Genomic DNA, 21947 nt, shown 5'->3' on the forward strand with positions numbered 1-21947 from the left:
GGAATACAACACGGACCTGTTCGCGGCGGCGACGGCGCGGCGGATGACGGAGCACCTGCGGGTGCTGCTGGAGTCCGCGGTGGCCCGGCCCTCGGCGAAGCTCTCCGAGCTGGCGCTGATGGGCGCACAGGAGCGCCAGCAGGTGCTGGTGGCGTGGAACGACACGCGTGGAGACGTCTCTGGCGATGTGACGTTCCCGACGCTCTTCGAGGCCCAGGTGCGTCGCGCGCCGGGCTCCGAAGCGCTGGTGTTCGAGGACACCTCGCTGACGTACTCACAGCTCGATGCACGGGCGAACCAGCTGGCGCACCACCTGCGCACCCTGGGCGTCGGGCCCGAGGTGCGCGTGGCGCTCTGCGTGGAGCGCTCGCTGGACCTGGCGGTGGCGATGCTCGGCATCCAGAAGGCCGGTGGCGCCTTCGTACCGTTGGATCCGTCGTATCCGCGGGATCGCCTGTCCTTCATGCTCGAGGACAGCGGCGCGCCCGTGCTGGTGACGCAGGACTCGCTCCACCAGCAGCTCCCCACCGACGGCCTGCGCGTGGTGTGCATGGACCGTGAGGCGGCGCACCTCCAGACGCTGCCGTCGGACAGCGCACCTGCATCCAGCGCGAACGCCGACACCCTGGCGTACGTCATCTACACGTCCGGTTCCACGGGCCGTCCCAAGGGCACGCTCCTGCCGCACCGGGGCCTCAACAACACCGCCCGGCAGGCCGCCGCGGCGAAGGGACTGGGAACGGGGCGCCGCGCGTTGCAGTACGCGGCGTCCAGCTTCGACGCCAGCGTGTGGGAGGTGTTCAGCACGCTCGTGTCGGGAGCCACGCTGGTGCTCGCGCCGCGCGACCGGTTGCTGCCGGATGAACCGCTGCGCACGCTGCTGAAGTCGCAGCGCATCACCACCGTGACGCTGACACCGTCGGTGCTCGCGCAACTGGACACGGCAGGGCTGGACGCACTGTCCACCGTCGTCTCCGCCGGTGAGGCGCTGAGCGTGGAGCTGGCGCGCAAGTGGGGGCAGGGGAGGACGCTGATCAACGCGTATGGCCCCACCGAGACCACTGTCTGCGCGACGCTCACGCACGGCGGTGCGAAGGCGGAGCGGCTGACCATTGGCAAGCCGCTGGCGAACGTGCGCGTGTATGTCCTCGATGCCCTGCACCACCCGGCACCGGTGGGCGTGCCCGGGGAGCTGTACGTGGCGGGCGAAGGACTCGCGCGCGGCTACCAGGGACGGCCGGACATGACGGCGGAGAAGTTCGTCCCCGATCCGTTCAGCCAGGATCCTGGCGCGCGGCTGTACCGCACGGGAGACCGCGTGCGGTGGCTGGCCCACGGCGAGCTGGAGTACCTGGGCCGCATCGACCACCAGGTGAAGGTGCGCGGCTTCCGCATCGAGCTGGGCGAGGTCGAATCCGTGCTGCTGCGCCACGCGGGGGTCCGCGAGGCGGCGGTGGTGGTGCGCGAGGACGCGCCGGGCGACAAGCGACTCGTCGCCTACGTCGTGGCGCATGCGGGAGCGGCGCTCGATGCCGCCGGTCTGCGTCGGCACCTGAAGGACGGCATGCCGGAGTACATGGTGCCGTCGGCGTTCGTGATGCTGGACGCGCTGCCAATGACGCCCGCGGGCAAGGTGGACCGCAAGGCCCTGCCAGCCCCCACGGGCACGCTCGCGCGTCCCGATGCCTACGTGGCCCCGCGCACCTCCACGGAAGTGCGCGTGGCGGCCCTCTTCTCACGCGTGCTCACCGTGGAGCGCGTGGGCGCCGAGGATTCGTTCTTTGAACTGGGCGGCCACTCGCTGATGGCCACCCAGCTCGTGTCCCGGCTGCGTGGCGAGTTCCAGGTGGAGCTGCCCCTGCGCGCGCTCTTCGAGGCCCCGACGGTGGCCGCCCTGGCCGCTCGCGTGGACGAAGCCACGAGCGCCGAGCGCGAGTTCAAGACGCCGCCGCTCAAGCCCGCGCCCCGCGACGGGGCGCTGCCGCTGTCGTTCGACCAGGAGCGCCTCTGGCTCTTCGAACAGCTCACGCCGGGTACGCCCATCTACAACGTGCCCAGCGCGGCCCGCTTGAGCGGGGACCTGGAGGTCGAAGTGCTCCGCCGTGGCCTGGAGGAGATCGTCCGGCGCCACGAAGCGCTGCGCACCGTCTTCCGTCAGGACGCATCGGGCGCGCCCATGCAGGTCGTCCTGCCGGCGCGGCCGTTCGTGCTGCCCCTGGTGGACCTGTCCACCCTGCCCACTGAACAGGTGGAGGCCGAGGCCCGGAAGCGCTTGAACGAAGAGGCCGCGCGGCCCTTCGACCTCGTGCAGGGCCCCCTGCTGCGGGCCCAGATCCTGCGGCTGAGCGCGCGTGAGCACGTCCTGTGCCTCGTCCAGCACCACATCGTGGTGGATGGCTGGGCCGTGGGCGTCTTCATGCACGAACTCCAGGCGCTCTACACCGCGTTCCTGCGCGGCGAACCCTCGCCGCTGCCCGCGCTGCCCGTGCAGTACGCGGACTACACCCTCTGGCACCGCCAGTGGTTGAGCGGCGACGTGCTGGAGCAGCAGATCGCCTGGTGGAAGCAGCAGCTCGCTGGCGCGCCGCGCATCCCGCTGCGCACGGATGCACCGCGTCCCGCGGGAGATCGCTTCCACGGCGACAGCCGTCGCTTCCATCTGTCTCCGGACCTCACGTCGCGGATCGAGGCTCTGGGCCGGGGCGAGGGTGCCACGCTGTTCATGGTGCTGCTCGCCGCGTTCGACGCGCTCCTGCACCGCCGCACCGGCCAGGACGACATCGTCGTGGGCACGGACATCGCCAACCGGGCCCGCGAGGAGCTGGAGTCCCTGGTCGGCTTCTTCACCAACCAGCTCGTGCTTCGCACGCAGGTGACAGGCGACCTGTCCTTCCGCGCGCTGCTGGACCGCGTGCGCAAGGGGACGCTGGACGCCTACGAACACCAGGACCTGCCCTTCGGCACGCTGGTGCAGGCGCTGAAGCCCCCGCGTGAACCGGGTGGCCAGCTCTTCAACGTGAAGTTCGTGCTGGAGAACGCGCCGCTGCCGCCGCTCCAACTGCCCGGCTTGGAGCTGAGCCTGCTGGATGCGGAGACCAACGGGACCGCGAAGTGGGACCTGCTCGTCGTCGTCTTCCCGTGGCAGGGCGGGCTCACCGTCACGGTGGAGCACAACACGGACGTGCTCGACCGCGCGTCGGTGGAGCGGCTGTTCGCCCACTTCGAGTCGCTGCTGCGCGCCGTCGTGGAGGACCCCGAGCGCCGCATCGGCGCGCTGCCGCTGCTCACGCCCGATGAGCGGCACACGCTCGCCGCGTGGAACGACCGCGCCCGGACGTACCCGCACGGACTCCCCGTGTCGCGCGTCTTCGAATCGCAGGTGGCCCGCGCCCCGGACGCGGTGGCCGTGACCTTCGAGGGTGACTCGCTCACCGCCGCCCAGCTCAACGCACGCGCCAACCAGCTCGCGCACCACCTGCGGGCCCTGGGCGTCAGGGCCGGCAAGCGCGTGGGCATCTGCCTGGAGCGGTCGCTGGACCTCGCGGTCGCGGTGCTGGGCATCGTGAAGGCCGGGGGCGCCTACGTCCCGCTCGACCCCAGCTTCCCCACCGAGCGCCTCTCGCTGCTCATCGAGGACGCGGGGCTGTCCGCGCTCGTCAGCGTCTCCGCGCTCGCGGACGAGCTGCCCGCGCAGTGGCTCCAGGTGGTCTGCCTGGATGATGACGCGGCCGCGCTCGCGAAGCGTCCGTCCGCGGACCTCGACACCGCCCCGGGCGCGGAGGACGAGCTGTACGTCCTCTACACGTCCGGCTCCACGGGCCGCCCCAAGGGCGTGTCCGTGCCCCATCGCGCCGTGGTGCGTCTGGTGTGCGGCCCGGAGTGGGTGCGCCTGACGCCGCAGGACGTGTTCCTCCAACTGGCGCCGCTCGCGTTCGACGCGTCCACCTTCGAGCTGTGGGGCGCGCTGCTCAACGGCGCGAAGCTCGCGGTGTTCCCGCCGCGTGCGCCCACCCTGGATGAGCTGGGGCAGGTCATCGCCCGCGAAGGCGTGAGCACGCTGTGGCTCACCGCGGGCCTGTTCCACCAGATGGTGGACGGCAACCTGGAGGGCCTGCGGCCCGTGCGCCAGCTGCTGGCGGGCGGTGACGTGCTCTCACCCGCGCACGTGCTCCGCGTGATGGAGCAGCTGCCCGGCTGCCGCGTCATCAACGGCTATGGCCCCACGGAGAACACGACGTTCACCGCGTGCTACCCGGTGGAGGGCGCGGGCGCGCTGGGCATCTCCGTGCCCATCGGCCGTCCCATCAACGGCACGCGCGTGTATGTCCTCAACGCTTCGCTGGAGCCCGTGCCCCTGGGCGCTCCGGGCGAGCTGTTCGCGGGCGGCGATGGTCTGGCGCATGGCTACCTGAACCAGCCGGAGCTCACGGCGGAGAAGTTCATTCCGGATCCGTTCAGCCAGCAGCCGGGTTCGCGCCTGTACCGCACCGGCGATCAAGTCCGCTTCCGCGCGGACGGCGCGTTGGAGTTCCTGGGCCGCATCGACCAGCAGGTGAAGGTGCGCGGCTTCCGCATCGAGCCGGGAGAGATTGAGACCGCGCTGCGCGGCCACCCATCCGTGGCCGATGTCACCGTGGCCGTGCAGGAGGTCGCGGGCGACAAGGCCCTGGTGGCCTACGTCGTCACCGAAGAGGGCGCGGAGCCCCTGGGCGTGGACACGATGCGCTCGTTCCTCCAGGACAAGCTGCCTGCGTACATGGTGCCGGCGGCCCTGATGGCGATGGACGCGCTGCCGCTCACGCCCAACGGCAAGGTGGACCGCCGCGCGCTGCCCGTCCCAGGCAGTGAGCGTCCGCAGATGGCCACCGCCTACGCCGCGCCGCGCACCGCGGAGGAGACCGCGTTGTGCGAGGTGTGGGCGGACGTGCTGGGCGTGGAGCGCGTCGGCATCGACGACAGCTTCTATGACCTGGGCGGTGACTCCATCCGCAGCATCCAGCTCATCGCGAAGCTGCGTGAGCGCGGGTTGGACCTGCCCATGGTGGAGCTGCTGCGCCAGCCCACCATCCGCGCGCTGGGCAACCTGGTGCACGCGGCGCCGGCGAAGGATGCGGCGCGGGCCGTCCCTGGCTCGGAGCCCTTCAGCCTGCTGTCCGAGGCGGACCGCGCGCGGCTGCCCGCCGACGTGGAGGACGCGTACCCGGTGGCCGTGCTCCAGGCCGGCATGCTCTTCCAGAGCGAGCTGGATCAGGCGTCCGGCATGTACCACGACGCCACCAGCTACCACCTGGAGATGGCGCTGGACGCGCCGAAGCTGCACCAGTTGCTGGGTGAGCTGGCCCGGCGCCACGCCATCCTGCGCACCTCGTTCGACCTCACCGGCTACGAGCAGCCGTTGCAGCTCGTGCACCGAGAGGCCCAGGTCCCGCTGGAGCTCCATGACGTGCGCCATGTGCCCGCCGCGGAGCAGGACGCGCTGCTGCGCAAGCGGGTGGAGGAGGACCGCTGCCGTCCGTTCGACTGGAGCCGCGCGCCGCTGCTGCGCTTCGCGCTCTACCGGCGCACGGAGAAGACGCTCCAGTTCTCACTCATCTTCCACCACGCCATCCTGGACGGCTGGAGCCTCGCGACGCTGCTCTCGGAGCTGTTCCGAGGGTACGTGAACCTCCTGCGCGGGACGCCCGTCGCGGAGGTGGCCCCGCTGGCCGTCACCTACCGCCAGTTCGTCGCGTTGGAGCACCAGTCGCTCACCTCCGGAGAGGGCGAGCAGTTCTGGAGGTCGCGCCTCGCGGAAGTGGATCGTCCGGCGCCCCGCGCGCCGCTGCCCGCCGGTCAGGAGCCGGTGCTGAGCATGCGGCAGTTGGATGTGCCCCTCGCGCTCCAGGAAGGCTTGCAGCGCGTGGCGCAGGCGGCCGGCGTGCCGCTCAAGACCGTGCTGCTGGCGGCGCACCTGCGCGTGCGCTCGCTGATGGAGGGCCGCCGCTCGGTGGTGACGGGCGTGGTCTCCAACGGCCGTCCGGAGACGGCCGACAGTGAGCGGATGGTGGGCCTGTTCCTCAACAGCATCCCGTTCCCGGTGACGCTGGAGGATGGATCGTGGCTGGACCTGGTGCGCCAGGTCTCGCGCGCGGACGGCGACATCTGGCCGCACCGCCGCTACCCCATGGGCCGGCTCCAGCAGCAGCTGGGCGGCCAGCGGCTGTTCGACACGATCTTCAACTTCGTCCACTTCCACGTGGCCGGAGGCCTGTCGCAACTCGAAGGCGTGCGCCTGTTGGAGGAGACGCCGTCCACCGCGTGGATGGAGCTGCCGCTGAGCACGCTGTTCCTCCAGCGTCCGGACACCGGCGCGCTGATGCTGGTGCTGCGCACCAACGGCACGCAGCGCGACGCGGACCAGACAGAGGCGCTGGCGGGCTACTACTTCCGCGCTCTGGAAGCCATCGCCGCCAACCCTCACGCGCGCCACGAGCACGCGCGGCTGCTGCCGGACGCCGAGCGCCAGAAGCTGCTGGTGGAGTGGAACGCCACCGGCGCGGCGCCCGCGGGCGACACGTGCGTCCATGAGCGCTTCGCCCTCCACGCGGCCCGCACGCCGGGCGCGGTGGCGGTGGTCTGCGATGACGGCCAGCTCACTTATGGGGAGTTGAACCGCAAGGCCAACCAGCTCGCGCACTGGCTGCGCGCGCGCGGCGTGGGACCGGATGCGCGCGTGGGCCTGCTCACCGAGCGCACCCCGGACGCCATCGTCGGCATGATGGGCATCCTCAAGGCGGGCGGCGCGTACGTGCCGCTGGACCCGTCGCATCCGCCGGAGCGCCTGCGCACGGTGTTGGAGGACGCGGCCGCTTCGCTCGTCGTCACCCTGACCTCGCTCGCGGGGCACGTGGTGGACGCCGCCAAGGGGCTCGTGTGCCTGGACTCCGACGCCGCGCTTCTCCAGCGCGAGCGTGAAGAGGATCCGCCCCGCCTGGGCGACGCGGGTTCGCTCGCGTACGTCATCTTCACGTCTGGCTCCACGGGCCGGCCCAAGGGCGTGGCCATCGAGCACCGCCAGCTCAACCACTACGTGGAAGGCGTGACGCTCCGGCTGGAGCTGCCCCCAGCGGCGAGCTTCGCGTCGGTGTCCACGCTGGCCGCGGACCTGGGCCACACCGCCGTCTTCCCGACGCTGAGCGGCGGCGGCACGCTGCACCTCATCTCCCGCGACCGGGCCTCCGACCCGGCCGCGCTGGGTGACTACTTCGAGCGCCACGCGGTGGACTGCCTGAAGATCGTCCCCTCGCACCTGACGGCGCTGCTGTCGTCGCCGTCGCCCGAGCGCGTGTTGCCGCGCAAGCGGCTGGTGCTCGGCGGCGAGGCCTCCGACCCCGCGCTCGTGGCGCGCGTGCACGCGCTCGTGCCGGGCTGCGAGGTGTTCAACCACTACGGCCCCACCGAGACGACGGTCGGCGTGCTGACGTGGAAGGTGGAGCGGGGCACGGCGCTGCCCGCCACCGCCTCCGTGCCGCTGGGACGGCCGCTGCCCAACGCGCGCATGTACGTGCTGGACGCGGCGATGCAGCCCGTCCCCGTGGGCGTGCCCGGCGAGCTGTTCATCGGCGGCGCGGGCGTGGCCCGTGGTTACCTGGGACAGCCCGGCCTCACGCTGGAGCGCTTCCTCGCGGATCCGTTCCACCCGGAGCCCGGCGCGCGCGTGTACCGCACCGGGGATCGCGTGCGCTACCTGCCGGACGGCGCGCTGGAGTTCCTGGGCCGCGTCGACTTCCAGGTGAAGGTGCGCGGCTTCCGCATCGAGCTGCCGGAGATCGAGGCGGCGATGAGCGGCCTGCCCGGCGTGGCGGAAGTCGTCGTGCTGGCGCGGGAGGATGTGCCGGGTGACAAGCGACTGGTGGCCTACGTCGTCGCGGTGCCCGGCCACACGTTGGAGGCCGGTGCGCTGCGCCAGGGCCTGAAGACGCGGCTGCCGGACTACATGGTGCCGTCCGCCTTCGTCACGCTGGGCGCGCTGCCGCTCACGCCCAATGGCAAGGTGGACCGCCGCGCGCTGCCCGCGCCGGAGCAGGAGACCGAGGCGGGCCGCGCCCATGTGGCGCCGCGCACCCCGACCGAGGAGCTGATCGCCGGGCTGTGGTTGAAGCTGCTGGGCGTGGAGCGCGTGGGCGTGAAGGACGACTTCTTCGCGCTCGGCGGTCACTCGCTGCTGGCCACGCAGATGATCTCCCGCATCCGGAGCGCGTTCCGGGTGGAGCTGCCCCTGCGCGCGCTCTTCGAGGCGACCACGGTGGAGACGTTGGCGGCCCGCGTCGACGATGCCGTCCGCCAGGGCTTCGGTCTGGAGGCGCCGGCCATCGTGCCGCTGTCGCGCGAGCACACGCTGCCGCTGTCGTTCGCGCAGCAGCGCCTGTGGTTCCTGGATCAGCTGGAGCCCGACAGCGCCTTCTACAACATCGCCGCGCCGGTGCTGCTGGACGGCGCGCTGGAAGTGGCTCCGCTGGAGCAGGCCTTCACGGAGCTGGTGCGCCGACACGAAGTGCTGCGCACCACCTTCCGCGCGGAGGGTGGCAACCCGGTGCAGGTCGTCCACGCGGCGGCCCCCATGCCGCTGCCGCTCGTGGACCTCACCGGCCTGCCCGAAGCGGAGCGCGAGGCGAAGGCGCAGCGGCTGGCGGACGAGGACGCGGGCCGGCCCTTCAACCTCGCCACGGGCCCGCTGCTGCGCGCCACGCTGGTGCGGCTGTCGGACGTGCGCCACATGCTGCTGCTCACCGTGCACCACATCGTGTCCGACGGCTGGTCGCGCGGCGTGTTGGTGCGGGAAGTGGCCGCGCTCTACGAGGCCTTCCGCCAGGGCAAGCCCTCACCGCTGCCGGAGCTGCCGGTGCAGTACGCGGATTACTCGGGCTGGCAGCGTGGCTGGCTCCAGGGGGACGTGCTGAAGAAGCAGGTCGGCTACTGGAAGCAGCAGCTGTCCGGAGCGCCCTCCGCGCTGGAGCTGCCCACGGACTTCCCGCGTCCGGCGGTGCAGACGTACCGGGGTGAGACGCTGCCGTTCACGCTGCCGCGCGAGCTGTCGGATGCCTTGCGTGCGCTGGCGCTGAAGGAAGGCGTGACGCCGTACATGCTGCTGCTCACGGCGTGGCAGGTGCTGCTGGCTCGCCACGCGGGTCAGGACGACGTCACGGTGGGGTCGCCCGTGGCTGGCCGTGGCCGCATGGAGACCGAAGGGCTCATCGGCTTCTTCATCAACACGCTGGTGCTGCGCACCCGGCTGGAGGGGGAGCCCTCGTTCCGCCAGGTGCTCGCGCGGGTGCGTGAGTCGGTCCTGGGCGCGCACGCGCACCAGGAGGTCCCGTTCGAGAAGCTGGTGGAGGAGCTGCAGCCGGTGCGCGACACCAGCCGCTCGCCGCTCTTCCAGGTGTGGTTCGTGCTGCACCAGGAGCTGGCGGCGAAGCTGTCCGTCCCGGGCCTCACGCTGAGCGCCTACGAGGCGGAGGCGCGCACCGCGAAGTTCGATCTGGCCCTGTCCATGCTGGACGCGGCGCCGGGCTTCGTGGGCCGCCTGGAGTACAACTCCGATCTGTTCGCCCGCGCGACGGCGGAGCGGATGATGGCGCGCCTGCACGTGCTGCTGGAGGGCATCGTCGCCCGGCCCGAGGCGGCCGTGGGCGAGCTGCCCCTGCTGTCCGCGGAGGAGCGGCACCAGGTGCTGGTGGGGTGGAACAGCGTGCGCGCGGAGCTGCCGCGCGAGGCGTGCATCCACTCGCTCATCGAGGCCCACGCGGAGGCCACGCCGGACGCGGTGGCGCTCGTCTACGAGGACACGTCGCTCACGTACGCGGAGCTGGACGCGAAGGCCAATCAGCTGGCGCACCACCTGCGCCGCCGGTACGTCGGGCCGGAGGTGCGCGTGGCGCTCTGCCTGGAGCGCTCGCTGGACCTCGTGGTGGCGATGCTCGGCATCCTCAAGGCGGGGGGCGCGTTCATCCCGCTCGATCCGTCGTACCCGGTCGAGCGCCTGGACTACATGCTGTCCGACTCGGGCGCTCCGGTGCTGCTGACGCAGGAGTCGCTGATGGACTCGCTGCCCACGGACGGCCGGCTCACCCTCCAGCTGGACCTGGACTGGGACACCATCGAACGGATGCCGGAGGAGGCGCCGCGCTCGGGCGTGGCGTCGCGCAACCTGGCGTACGTCATCTACACGTCCGGCTCCACGGGCCGCCCCAAGGGCACGCTGTTGCAGCACCAGGGTCTGGTGAACACGGCCCTGCGCGCCGCCGAGGCGAAGCGGGTCGGACCGGGCAGTCGCGTGTTGCAGTACGCGGCGTCCAGCTTCGATGCCAGCGTCTGGGAGATCTTCAGCACCCTGGCCGCGGGCGCCACGCTGGTGCTCGCGCCGCGCGACCGGCTCTTGCCGGACGAGCCCCTGCGCACGCTGCTGAAGGAGCAGCGCATCACCACGGCCACGCTGACGCCTTCCGTGCTCGCGCAGCTGAGCACCGAGGGGCTGGACGGACTGCGCAGCGTCGTCTCCGCCGGTGAGGCGCTGAGCGTGGAGCTGGCGCGCAAGTGGGGCGCGGGCCGCCTGATGATCAACGCCTACGGCCCCACCGAGGCCACTGTCTGCGCGACGCTCACGGAGGGCGGCGTCGACCCCGAGCGGCTGACCATTGGCAGGCCGTGGGCGAACGTGCAGGTCTACGTGCTGGACGCCGCGCTGCGTCCGGTGCCGGTGGGCGTGGCGGGCGAGCTGTACGTGGCGGGCGTGGGCCTGGCGCGCGGCTACCAGGGCCGGCCCGACCTGACGGCGGAGAAGTTCGTCCCGCATCCGTTCAGCACCGACGCGGGCGCGCGGCTGTACCGCACCGGGGACCGCGTGCGGTGGCTGGCGACAGGGGAGCTGGAGTACCTGGGCCGCATCGACTTCCAGGTGAAGGTGCGAGGCTTCCGCATCGAGCTGGGCGAAGTCGAATCCGTGCTGCTGCACCACGCGGAGGTGCGTGAGGCGGCGGTGGTGGTGCGCGAGGACTCGCCGGGCGACAAGCGGCTCGTCGCCTACATCGTCGCGCAGGAGGACAGCGAGCTGGACGCGGCGGAGCTGCGCCGTCACCTGAAGGGCGAGGTGCCGGAGTACATGGTGCCGTCGGCCTTCGTGGTGCTGGAGGCCCTGCCGATGACGCCCGCGGGCAAGGTGGACCGCAAGGCCCTGCCCGCGCCGTCCGACTCCCGCACGGAGCGCAGCGAGGCGGAGTTCGCCGCGCCGCGCACGCCGACCGAGGAGCTGCTGGCCACGGTCTGGACGGAGATCCTGGGCGTGGAGCGGGTAGGGGTGCGCGACAACTTCTTCGAGCTGGGCGGGCACTCGCTGCTGGCCACGCAGGTCGCTTCGCGCATCCGCGAGGCGTTCGGCGTGGAGCTGCCGCTGCGCGCGCTCTTCGAGGCGCCCACCATCGCGGACCTCGCCCAGCGGGTGGACCAGTCCGTCCGTTCGGAGCAGGGACTCCAGGCCCCGCCCATCGTGCCGCTGCCGCGCGAGGGTTCGCTGCCGCTGGGCCTTGCCCAGCAGCGGCTGTGGTTCCTGGACCAGATGGAGCCGGACAGCGCGTTCTACAACATCGTGCTGCCCGTCCGGCTGGAGGGAGCGCTCGACCTGGGCGTGCTGGAGCGGACCTTCACGGAGCTGGTGCGCCGCCATGAATCGCTGCGCACCACCTTCCACGCGGAAGGCGATCAGCCCGTGCAGCGCATCCACGCGCCCACGCCCGCGTCGCTCCAGGTCGTCGACCTGGGCGGCCTGCCGGACGCGGAGCGCGAGGCCGAGGCGAAGCGCCTGGCCGACGCGGAGACCAACCGCGGCTTCCGGCTGGCCACGGGGCCGCTCCTGCGCGCCCTCCTCCTCCGCATGTCGGAGACGGAGCACGTGCTGCTCCTGTCGCTGCACCACATCATCACGGACGGCTGGTCCATGAGCCTGCTCGTCCGGGAGATCGCCACGCTCTACGCGGCCTTCCGCGAGGGCAAGCCGTCGCCGCTGCCGGAGCTGCCGGTGCAGTACGCGGACTACGCGGGCTGGCAGCGCGACTGGCTGCGCAGCGACGTCATGGGCAAGCACGTGGAGTACTGGCGGCAGCAGCTGTCCGGTGCCCCCTCCGGACTGGAGCTGCCCACGGACTTCCCGCGACCGGCGGTGATGACGTACTCGGGCGGCGGCGTGGCGGTGAAGGTGCCCCAGCCGCTCTCCCAGCGGCTCAAGGCGCTGTGCCGCGAGCTGGGCGTGACGCCGTTCATGTTCCTGCTGGCGGCGTGGCAGGTGCTCCTGGCTCGCCACGCGGGCCAGGACGACATCAGCGTGGGCTCTCCGGCCGCGGGCCGCGGGCACTCGGAGACGGAGGGCATCATCGGCTTCTTCGTCAACACGCTGGTGCTGCGCGCGAAGCTCTCCGGCAATCCCACCTTCCGCGACGTGCTGCTCCAGGTGCGTGACACGGTGCTGTCGGCGCACGTCCACCAGGAGGTGCCTTTCGAGAAGCTGGTGGAGGAGCTGCACCCGGTGCGCGACACCAGCCGCTCGCCGCTCTTCCAGGCGATGTTCGTGCTCCAGGCGGAGGAGCTGTCAGGACAGGTGTCCGTGGCCGGCCTCACGCTCAAGACCTACGAGGCGGAAGCGCGCACGGCGAAGTTCGACATGTCCCTGTCGCTGGCGGACGCCGCCGAGGGCTTCCTGGGCCGGCTCGCGTACAACTCCGACCTGTTCTCCCGCGCCACCGCCGAACGGCTGGTGCAGCACTTCGTGATGATGCTGGAGGGCATCGCCACCGACATGGGCCAGCGCGTGATGGCGCTGCCCCTGATGACGGAGGACGAGGCGCGGCAGGTCCTGGTGGTGTGGAACGACACCCGCGTGGACTTCCCGCGTGAGGCGTGCATCCCGTCGCTCATCGAAGCGCATGCGCGCAACACGCCGGACGCGGTGGCGCTCGTCCACGAGGACACGTCGCTCACGTTCGCGCAGCTGGACGCGCGGGCCAACCAGCTGGCGCACCACCTGCTCACCCGGGGCGTCGGGCCGGAAGTGCGCGTGGCGCTCTGCCTGGACCGCTCGCTGGACCTGGTGGTGGGAATGCTGGGCGTGCTCAAGGCCGGTGGCGCCTTCGTGCCGCTGGACCCGGCGTACCCCATCGACCGGCTCGACTACATGCTGGAGGACAGCGGCGCCACGGTGCTGGTGACGCGCGGCGAGCCCATGCCGGGCCTGCACGCCGAGGGGCGTGAAGGGCTCCACCTGGACGACGTGCGGGACGTCCTCCAGGCCCTGCCCACCACGGCGCCGACCGTGGCGATGACCTCCGCCAACCTGGCGTACGTCATCTACACGTCCGGCTCCACGGGCCGCCCCAAGGGCACGCTGTTGCAGCACCAGGGTCTGGTGAACACGGCGCTCCAGGCGGGCCGCGCGCATCGCTACGCGCCGGGCATCCGCGTGTTGCAGTACGCGGCGTCCAGCTTCGACGCCAGCGTGTGCGAGGTGTTCGGAACGCTGGTCGCCGGGGCCACGCTGGTGCTCGCGCCGCGCGACCGCCTCTTGCCGGATGAACCGCTGCGCGCGCTGCTGAAGGAGCAGCGCATCAACGCCGTCACGCTGACGCCTTCGGTGCTCGCGCAGCTGGGCACCGAGGGGCTGGAGGGCCTGCGCACGGTCATCTCCGCCGGTGAGGCGCTGAGCGTGGAGCTGGCGCGCAAGTGGGGGGCAGGGCGCCTGATGATCAACGCCTACGGCCCCACCGAGGCCACCGTCTGCGCGACGCTCACCGAGGATGGCGCGAAGCCGGACCGGCTGACCATTGGCAAGCCGTGGGCGAACGTGCAGGTGTACGTGCTGGATGACGCGCTCCGGCCGGTGCCGGTGGGCGTGGCGGGCGAGCTGTACGTGGCGGGCGTGGGCCTCGCGCGCGGCTACCAGGGCCGGCCGGACCTGACGGCGGAGAAGTTCATCCCGAACCCGTTCAGCACCGACCCAGGCATGCGGCTGTACCGCACGGGAGACCGCGTGCGGTGGCAGTCCACGGGGGAGCTGGAGTACCTGGGCCGCATCGACTTCCAGGTGAAGGTGCGCGGCTTCCGCATCGAGCTGGGCGAAGTCGAATCCGTGCTGCTGCACCACGCGGAGGTGCGCGAAGCGGCGGTGGTGGTTCGCGAGGACTCGCCGGGCGACAAGCGTCTGGTGGCGTACGTCGTGGCCCAGCAGGCGGGGCCGCTGGACGTGGTGGAGCTGCGCCGCCACCTGCGGAGCGAGGTGCCGGAGTACATGGTGCCGTCGGCCTTCGTGGTGCTGGAGGCCCTGCCGATGACGCCCGCGGGCAAGGTGGACCGCAAGGCCCTGCCCGCGCCGACGGGCGAGGTGTCGCGCACGCGGAGCTTCGTGGCCCCGCGCACGCCGACGGAGGAGCTGCTGGCGGCCCTCTTCGCGCAGCTGCTGGGCGTGGAGCGCATGGGCGCGGAGGATCACTTCTTCGAGCTGGGCGGCCACTCGCTCATGGCCACGCGGCTGGCCTCGCGCATCCGCGAGGCCTTCGACGTGGAGCTGCCGCTGCGGACGCTCTTCGAGGCGCCCACGGTGTCGGACCTCGCCCGGCGCGTGGACGCGCTCGTGGCGCAGGGCCGGGGCGTGAGGGCGCCGCCGCTGGTGGCGCTGCCCCGCGCGGAGCGGATGCCGCTGTCGTTCGCCCAGCAGCGCCTGTGGTTCCTCAACCAGCTGGAGCCGGACAGCGCCTTCTACAACCTCCCGCTGCCGGTGCGGCTGGAGGGGACGCTGGACATCTCCGCGCTGGAGCGGGCCTTCACGGAGCTGGTGCGCCGCCACGAGTCGCTGCGCACCACCTTCCCGATGCGCGAGGGCCAGCCCGCCCAGGTCATCCAGCCCGCAACGGCGCTGTCGCTCCCGGTGGTGGACCTGTCCGGTCAGCCCGAGGACGTCCGCGAGGCCGAGGCCCAGCGGCAGGCCAACGAGGAAGCGCAGCGTCCGTTCCATCTGGCGAACGGCCCGCTCTTGCGCGTGAAGCTGCTCAAGCTGGAGGCCCAGCGGCACGTGCTGCTCGCGACGATGCACCATATCGTCTCCGACGGCTGGTCCATGGGCGTGCTGGTGCGCGAGATGGCGGCCCTCTACGAGGCCTTCGCCTCGGGCCGCGCGCCGTCGCTGCCGGAGCTGCCGGTCCAGTACGCGGACTACGCGGGCTGGCAGCGCGGCTGGCTCCAGGGGGACGTGCTGGCCCAGCAGATGGCGTACTGGAAGCAGCAGCTGTCCGGCGCGCCCGCCGCGCTGGAGCTGCCCACGGACCGTCCGCGTCCGGCGGTGCAGACCTACCGGGGCGCCAGCGTGAACCTGCGCGTCGGCAAGCCGGTGACGGACACGCTGAAGGCCCTGGCGCTGAAGGAGGGCGCCACGCCCTTCATGGTGCTGCTGGCCGCGTGGCAGGTGCTGCTCGCGCGCTACTCCGGGCAGGACGACGTGAGCGTGGGCACGCCCATCGCGGGCCGCGGCCGTACGGAGACGGAAGGGCTCATTGGCTTCTTCGTCAACACGCTGGTGCTGCGCACGAAGCTGGAGGGCAACCCGAGCTTCCGCGCGCTGCTCGCCCAGGTGAAGGAGACGACGCTGGGCGCGTACGCGCACCAGGAGGTGCCGTTCGAGAAGCTGGTGGAGGAGCTGGCGCCCACGCGCGATACCAGCCGCACGCCGCTGTTCCAGGTCCTGCTGTCGTTCCAGAACGCGCCGGTGCCGGAGCTGGAGGTGAAGGGACTCACGCTGCGCGCCGTGCCCCTGGAGCACCGCACCGCGCAGTTCGATCTGAACATGACGCTGTCCGAAGTGGACGGCGAGCTGCGCGGCGCCATGGAGTACAACTCCGACCTGTTCGACGCCGGCACCGCCGAGCGGATGCTGGAGCACCTGCGCGTCCTGCTGGAAGGCGTGGCGTCCCAGCCGGATGTGCCCGTCCAGCGCCTGCCGCTGCTCACCGACGGCGAGCGCCATCAACTGCTGGAGACGTGGAACGACACGCGGGCCGACTTCCCGCGGGAGGCGTGCATCCACCAGCGCTTCGAAGCGCAGGTGGCGCGCACCCCGGACGCGCTCGCCGCGACGTTCGAGGGCGAGCACCTCACCTACCGGCAGCTGGACGCGAAGGCCAACCAGCTGGCGCACCACCTGCGCCGGCTGGGCGTGGGGCCCGAGGTGAAGGTCGCCCTGTGCCTGGAGCGCTCGTTGGAGATGGTCATCGCCGTGCTGGGCGTGCTCAAGGCCGGCGGCGCCTACGTGCCGTTGGATCCGAAGTACCCGTTGGACCGGCTGTCCTTCATGTTGGAGGACACGCAGGTGCCGGTGGTGCTGACGCAGGACTCGCTGGCGGACGAGCTGCCCGTCACCACCCAGCAGCTCATCAGCCTGGATGGCGACTGGAAGCGGAGCATCTCCCGCGAGCGCGAGGACGCGCCCGTGACGGCGGTGACGGCAGGCAACCTGGCGTACGTCATCTACACGTCCGGCTCCACGGGCCGCCCCAAGGGCGTGGCCATTGAACACCGCGGCGTGTCCAACTACCTGACGTGGTGCCTCTCGGCCTACGGGCTGGACTCGGGCGCGGGAGCGCCGGTGCACTCCTCGCTCGCCTTCGACCTGACCGTCACCAGCATGCTGGCGCCGCTGGTCGCCGGGCGCGGCGTGGTGATGGTGTCCGAGGCCCGGGGCGTGGAGGGCCTGGGGGACGTGCTGCGCGACGGCACGGGCTTCAGCCTCGTGAAGCTGACGCCCAGCCACCTGCGGCTGTTGTCCGACCTGCTGGGCGCGGACGCGGCGGCGGGGCGCACGGGCGCCTTCGTCATCGGCGGCGAGGCGCTCTTCGCGGAGGAGCTGGCGTTCTGGCGCAAGCACGCGCCGGCCACGCGGCTCATCAACGAGTACGGCCCCACGGAGACGGTGGTGGGCTGCTCGGTGCACGTCGTGGCCCCGGAGGACGCGGGCTCCGGCGCGGTGCGCATCGGCAGGCCGCTGCCCAACACGCGGATGTACGTGCTGGACGCGCACCTGCAACCCGTGCCGGTGGGCGTGCCGGGTGAGCTGTACATCGGCGGCGTGCAGGTGGGCCGCGGCTACCTGGGCCGGCCGGAGCTCACGGCGGAGAAGTTCATCCCGGATGCGTTCGACCCGGACGGCGGCGCGCGGCTGTACCGCTCCGGCGACCTGGGCCGCTGGCGCGCGGACGGGACGCTGGAGTACCTGGGCCGCGTCGACCACCAGGTGAAGGTGCGCGGCTACCGCATCGAGCTGGGGGAGATTGAGTCCGCCCTCATGGGCGCCTACGGCGTGCGTGAAGCCGTGGTGGTGGTGCGCGAGGACGTGGCCGGCGACAAGCGGCTGGTGGCGTACGTCGCGGGCGACGTGGAGTCCCTGGACCGCCAGGGCCTGCGCGAGCACGTGGAGCGCACGCTGCCGGAGTACATGGTGCCGTCCGCCTTCGTGGTGTTGGAGGCCTTGCCGGTGACGTCCAACGGCAAGGTGGACCGCAAGGCGCTGCCCGCGCCGAGCGAGGAGCGCGCGGAGGCGGATGGGTTCATCGCGCCGCGCACGCCCACCGAGGAGCTGCTCGCCGGAGCGTGGAGCGAGCTGCTGCGGGTGGACCGCGTGGGTTCGACGGATGACTTCTTCGAGCTGGGCGGCCACTCGCTGCTGGCCACGCAGGTGCTGTCGCGCGTCCGGAGCATCTTCCGCATCGACCTGCAGCTGAGGGACGTCTTCAACGCGCCCACGGTGCAGAAGCTGTCCGTCCTCATCGACCAGGCGCTCCAGGCCGGCGCGGGCACCCAGGCGCCCGCCATCGTGCCGCTGCCCCGCGAGGGCCGCCTGCCGCTGTCGTTCGCGCAGCAGCGCCTGTGGTTCCTGCATCGGCTCGACGCGTCCAGCCCGGCCTACAACGTGCCCATGGTCCTTCGCCTGAAGGGCTCGCTGGACGTGATGGCGCTGGAGCAGAGCTTCACGGAGCTGGTGCGCCGCCACGAATCGCTGCGCACGTCGTTCCACCTGGAGAACGGACAGGCCACGCAGGTCATCCACCCGGCGGTGTCGCTGCCGCTGGCGGTGGTGAACCTCTCCGACATCTCGGAGCCGGAGCGCCACGACGAGGCCCGCCGCCTCGCGGACGAAGAGGCGGTGCGTCCGTTCCAGCTGGCCACCGGTCCGCTGCTGCGCGTGAAGCTGCTCAAGCTGGCCGAGGAGGAGCACATCCTCCTGCTCGTGATGCACCACATCGTCTCGGACGGCTGGTCCATGGGCGTGTTGGTGCGGGAGATGGCCGCGTCCTACGAGGCCTTCGCCTCCGGGGGCACGCCGTCGCTGCCGGAGCTGCCGGTTCAGTACGCGGACTACGCGGGCTGGCAGCGGGGTTGGCTCCAGGGCGAGGTGCTGGAGAAGAAGCTCGCGTACTGGAAGCAGCAGTTGTCCGGCGCGCCCGCCGCGCTGGAGCTGCCCACGGACCGTCCGCGTCCGGCGGTGCAGACGTCGCACGGCGCCAGTGTTCCGGTGAAGGTGGGCCGGGAGCTGACGGCGACGCTGAAGGCCCTGGCGCTCCAGGAGGGCACCACGCCGTTCATGGTCCTGCTGGCCGCGTGGCAGACGCTGCTCGCGCGCTACTCGGGGCAGGACGACGTGAGCGTGGGCACGCCCATCGCGGGCCGGCAGCGCGCGGAGACGGAGGGGCTCATCGGCTTCTTCGTCAACACGCTGGTGCTGCGCACGAAGCTGGACGGCGACCCCACGTTCCGCGAGCTGCTGGGCCGGGTGCGGGAGACGACGCTGGGCGCGTACGCGCACCAGGAGGTGCCGTTCGAGAAGCTGGTGGAGGAGCTGGCGCCCACGCGCGACACCAGCCGCACGCCGCTGTTCCAGGTGTCGATGACGCTCCAGAACGCGCCGGAAGGGGCGTTCTCATTGACCGACCTCACCCTGGAAGGGGTGGAGGTGGAGCACCGCACGGCGAAGTTCGACCTGTCGCTCGGCCTGACGGAGACGGCGAACGGCATGGAGGGCGGGCTCGAGTACAACACCGACCTGTTCGACGCGGCCACCGCCGAACGGCTCGCCCGGCACCTGGGCGTGCTGCTGGAGGGCGTCGCGGCGGATCCGGATGCGCGCCTGCACCAGCTGCCGCTGCTCACGCCGGAGGACCGCCGGCAGGTGGTGGCGGGCTGGAACGACGCCAACGCCCACTTCCCGGTGGAGGCCTGCCTGCACTCGCTGTTCGAGGCCCAGGCGGCGCGCACCCCGGACGCCGTCGCGGTCACCTACGCGGAGCAGCGCCTCACGTACCGGGAGCTGGACGCGCGGGCCAACCAGCTGGCGCACCACCTGCGCTCGCTGGGTGTGGGACCGGAGGTCCTGGTGGGCCTCGCGGTGGAGCGTTCGCTGGAGCTGATGGTGGGCCTGCTGGCCATCCTCAAGGCCGGCGGCGCGTACCTGCCCATGGATCCGGCGTACCCGCGCGAGCGCCTGGAGTTCATGGTGGAGGACGCGCGCGTGCCGGTGGTGCTCACCCAGCAGCATCTGCTGGAGGTGGTGCCGTCGGGCGCGGCGAAGCGGCTGTGCCTGGACGCGGACGCCGCCGCGTGGGCCTCCGCGCCCACCACGACGCCGGACAGCGGGGTGGCGCCGCATCACCTGGCGTACGTCATCTACACGTCCGGCTCCACGGGCCGCCCCAAGGGCGCGCAGATCGAACACGCCCAGGTGGTGCGCCTCTTCGACGGGACGAAGCCCTGGTTCGACTTCGGCGCGAAGGACGTGTGGACACTGTTCCACTCGTACGCGTTCGACTTCTCCGTCTGGGAGATGTGGGGCGCGCTCTTGTACGGCGGCAAGCTGGTGGTGGTGCCCTACGAGGTCAGCCGCACGCCGGCGGACTTCCACGCGCTGCTCAAGCGCGAGGGCGTCACGGTGCTCAACCAGACGCCGTCCGCCTTCCGTCAGCTCATCCAGCACGAGGAGCGCACGGGCGACTCCGAGGGCCTGTCCCTGCGCACGGTGGTGTTCGGCGGCGAGGCGCTGGAGTTCGGCAGCCTGCGGCCCTGGTACGCGCGGCACGCGGACACCGCTCCGGTGCTCGTCAACATGTACGGCATCACCGAGACGACCGTCCACGTCACCTACCGGGCGCTCAAGGCGGCGGACGCGGAGGGCGGGCGCGGCAGCGAGGTGGGCGTGCCGATCCCCGACCTCCAGGTGTACGTGCTGGATGCGCACGGACAGCCGGTGCCTCCGGGCGTCACCGGGGAGATGTACGTGGGCGGCGCGGGCCTGGGCCGTGGCTACCTGGGCCGGCCGGAGCTCACGGCGCAGCGCTTCCTCCCGGATCCGTTCAGCACGCGGCCCGGAGCGAGGCTCTACCGCTCCGGTGACCTGGCGCGGTGGCGCCCCAACGGCACGCTGGAGTACCTGGGGCGCGCGGACTTCCAGGTGAAGGTGCGCGGCTTCCGCATCGAGCTGGGTGAAATCGAGGCGGGCCTGCTCTCGCACCCGAGCGTGCGCGAGGCCGTGGTGCTGGTGCGCGAGGACGTGCCGGGCGATAAGCGCCTGGTGGCGTACCTGGTGGGCGCGCCGGGCCAGGGCGTGGCGGGGAGCCAGGAGCTGCGCGAGCAGCTGCGGCGCACGCTGCCGGAGTACATGGTGCCGTCCGCCTTCGTGCCGCTGGAGGCGCTGCCGCTCACGTCGAACGGCAAGGTGGACCGCCGCGCGCTGCCCGCGCCGGACACCACGCGCGCGGAGGCCGCCGCCCTGGTGGTGGCGCGCACGCCGCTGCAGCTGCAGCTGGTCCGTGTCTGGGAGGAGACGCTCGGGGTGTCGCCCATCGGCATCCGCGATGACTTCTTCGACCTGGGCGGCCACTCCATGCTGGCGGTGCAGCTGATGGGCCGCATCCAGCAGCTCACGGGCCGCGACCTGCCCCTGGCGTCGCTGTTCCAGGCGTCGACGGTGGAGCAGCTGTCCGCGCTGCTGGAGCAGGAGGCGAAGGCGTGGTCGCCGCTGGTGGCGCTGAAGCCGGAGGGCACGAAGCCTCCGCTGTTCTGCATCCACCCCGCGGGCGGCGGCGTCCTCTGCTACGTGGATCTGGCGCGCGAGCTGGACGCGGATCAGCCGTGCTACGGCCTCCAGGCCCGAGGCACCGAGGGCGAGGAGCCGCTGGGCACCGTGGCGGAGATGGCCGCGCTGTACCTGGACTCCGTGCGCGAGGTGCAGCCGCACGGGCCGTACCACCTGGCGGGCTGGTCGCTGGGCGGCATCATCGCCTTCGAGATGGCGCGGCAGCTGCGCGCGCGGGGCGAGGAGGTGGCGCTGCTGGCGAGCATCGACGCGTACACCGTGCAGCACATGGTGCCGGACAAGACGCCGGAGCAAGTGCTGGAGGACATGCTCACCTCCGAGCTGACCATGATGCTGGCGGCCACCACCGGGCGCGATCCCACGGAGCTGCGCGAGCGCATCTCCCGCATGACGCAGCCGGAGCGGGTGGCCTACTTCTACGAGGTGGGCAGCCAGGAGGACACGCAGATCGCCGACGTGGGCGTGGACCGCGTGCGCAACCTGTACCGGGTGTTCGAGTCCACCTCGCGCGCGTTCACCCAGTACGACGCGAAGCCGCACGACGGGACGCTCGTGCTGCTGCGCGCCAGCCAGCGGCCGGACACGCGCGAGCACCACGGCTGGGAGGCGCTCGTCACCGGCGGCGTGGAGGTGGTGGAGATGCCGGGCTCGCACATGACGATGATGCGCAAGCCGCTCATCACGAACGTGGCGAAGGAGCTCCAGGCCCGCATCGGCTCCCAGACGGCGCCGGTCGACGACGCGAAGAAGAAGATCGGGTAGCCGCCGGGGCAGGGGAGCGGGCGCGGCGTGGGCT

1 protein-coding gene is annotated in these 21947 nt (G+C 71.9%); it reads left to right on the forward strand.

Features of this window, described 5'->3' with window-relative positions:
- Window positions 1-21913 (forward strand): non-ribosomal peptide synthetase (locus tag GTY96_RS34115; RefSeq protein WP_161666905.1); only part of this gene is annotated, 21913 nt, incomplete at its 5' end.
- Window positions 21914-21947: the final 34 nt, after the last annotated feature.

This window comes from Corallococcus silvisoli, assembly GCF_009909145.1.
Taxonomy (GTDB): Bacteria; Myxococcota; Myxococcia; order Myxococcales; family Myxococcaceae; genus Corallococcus; species Corallococcus silvisoli.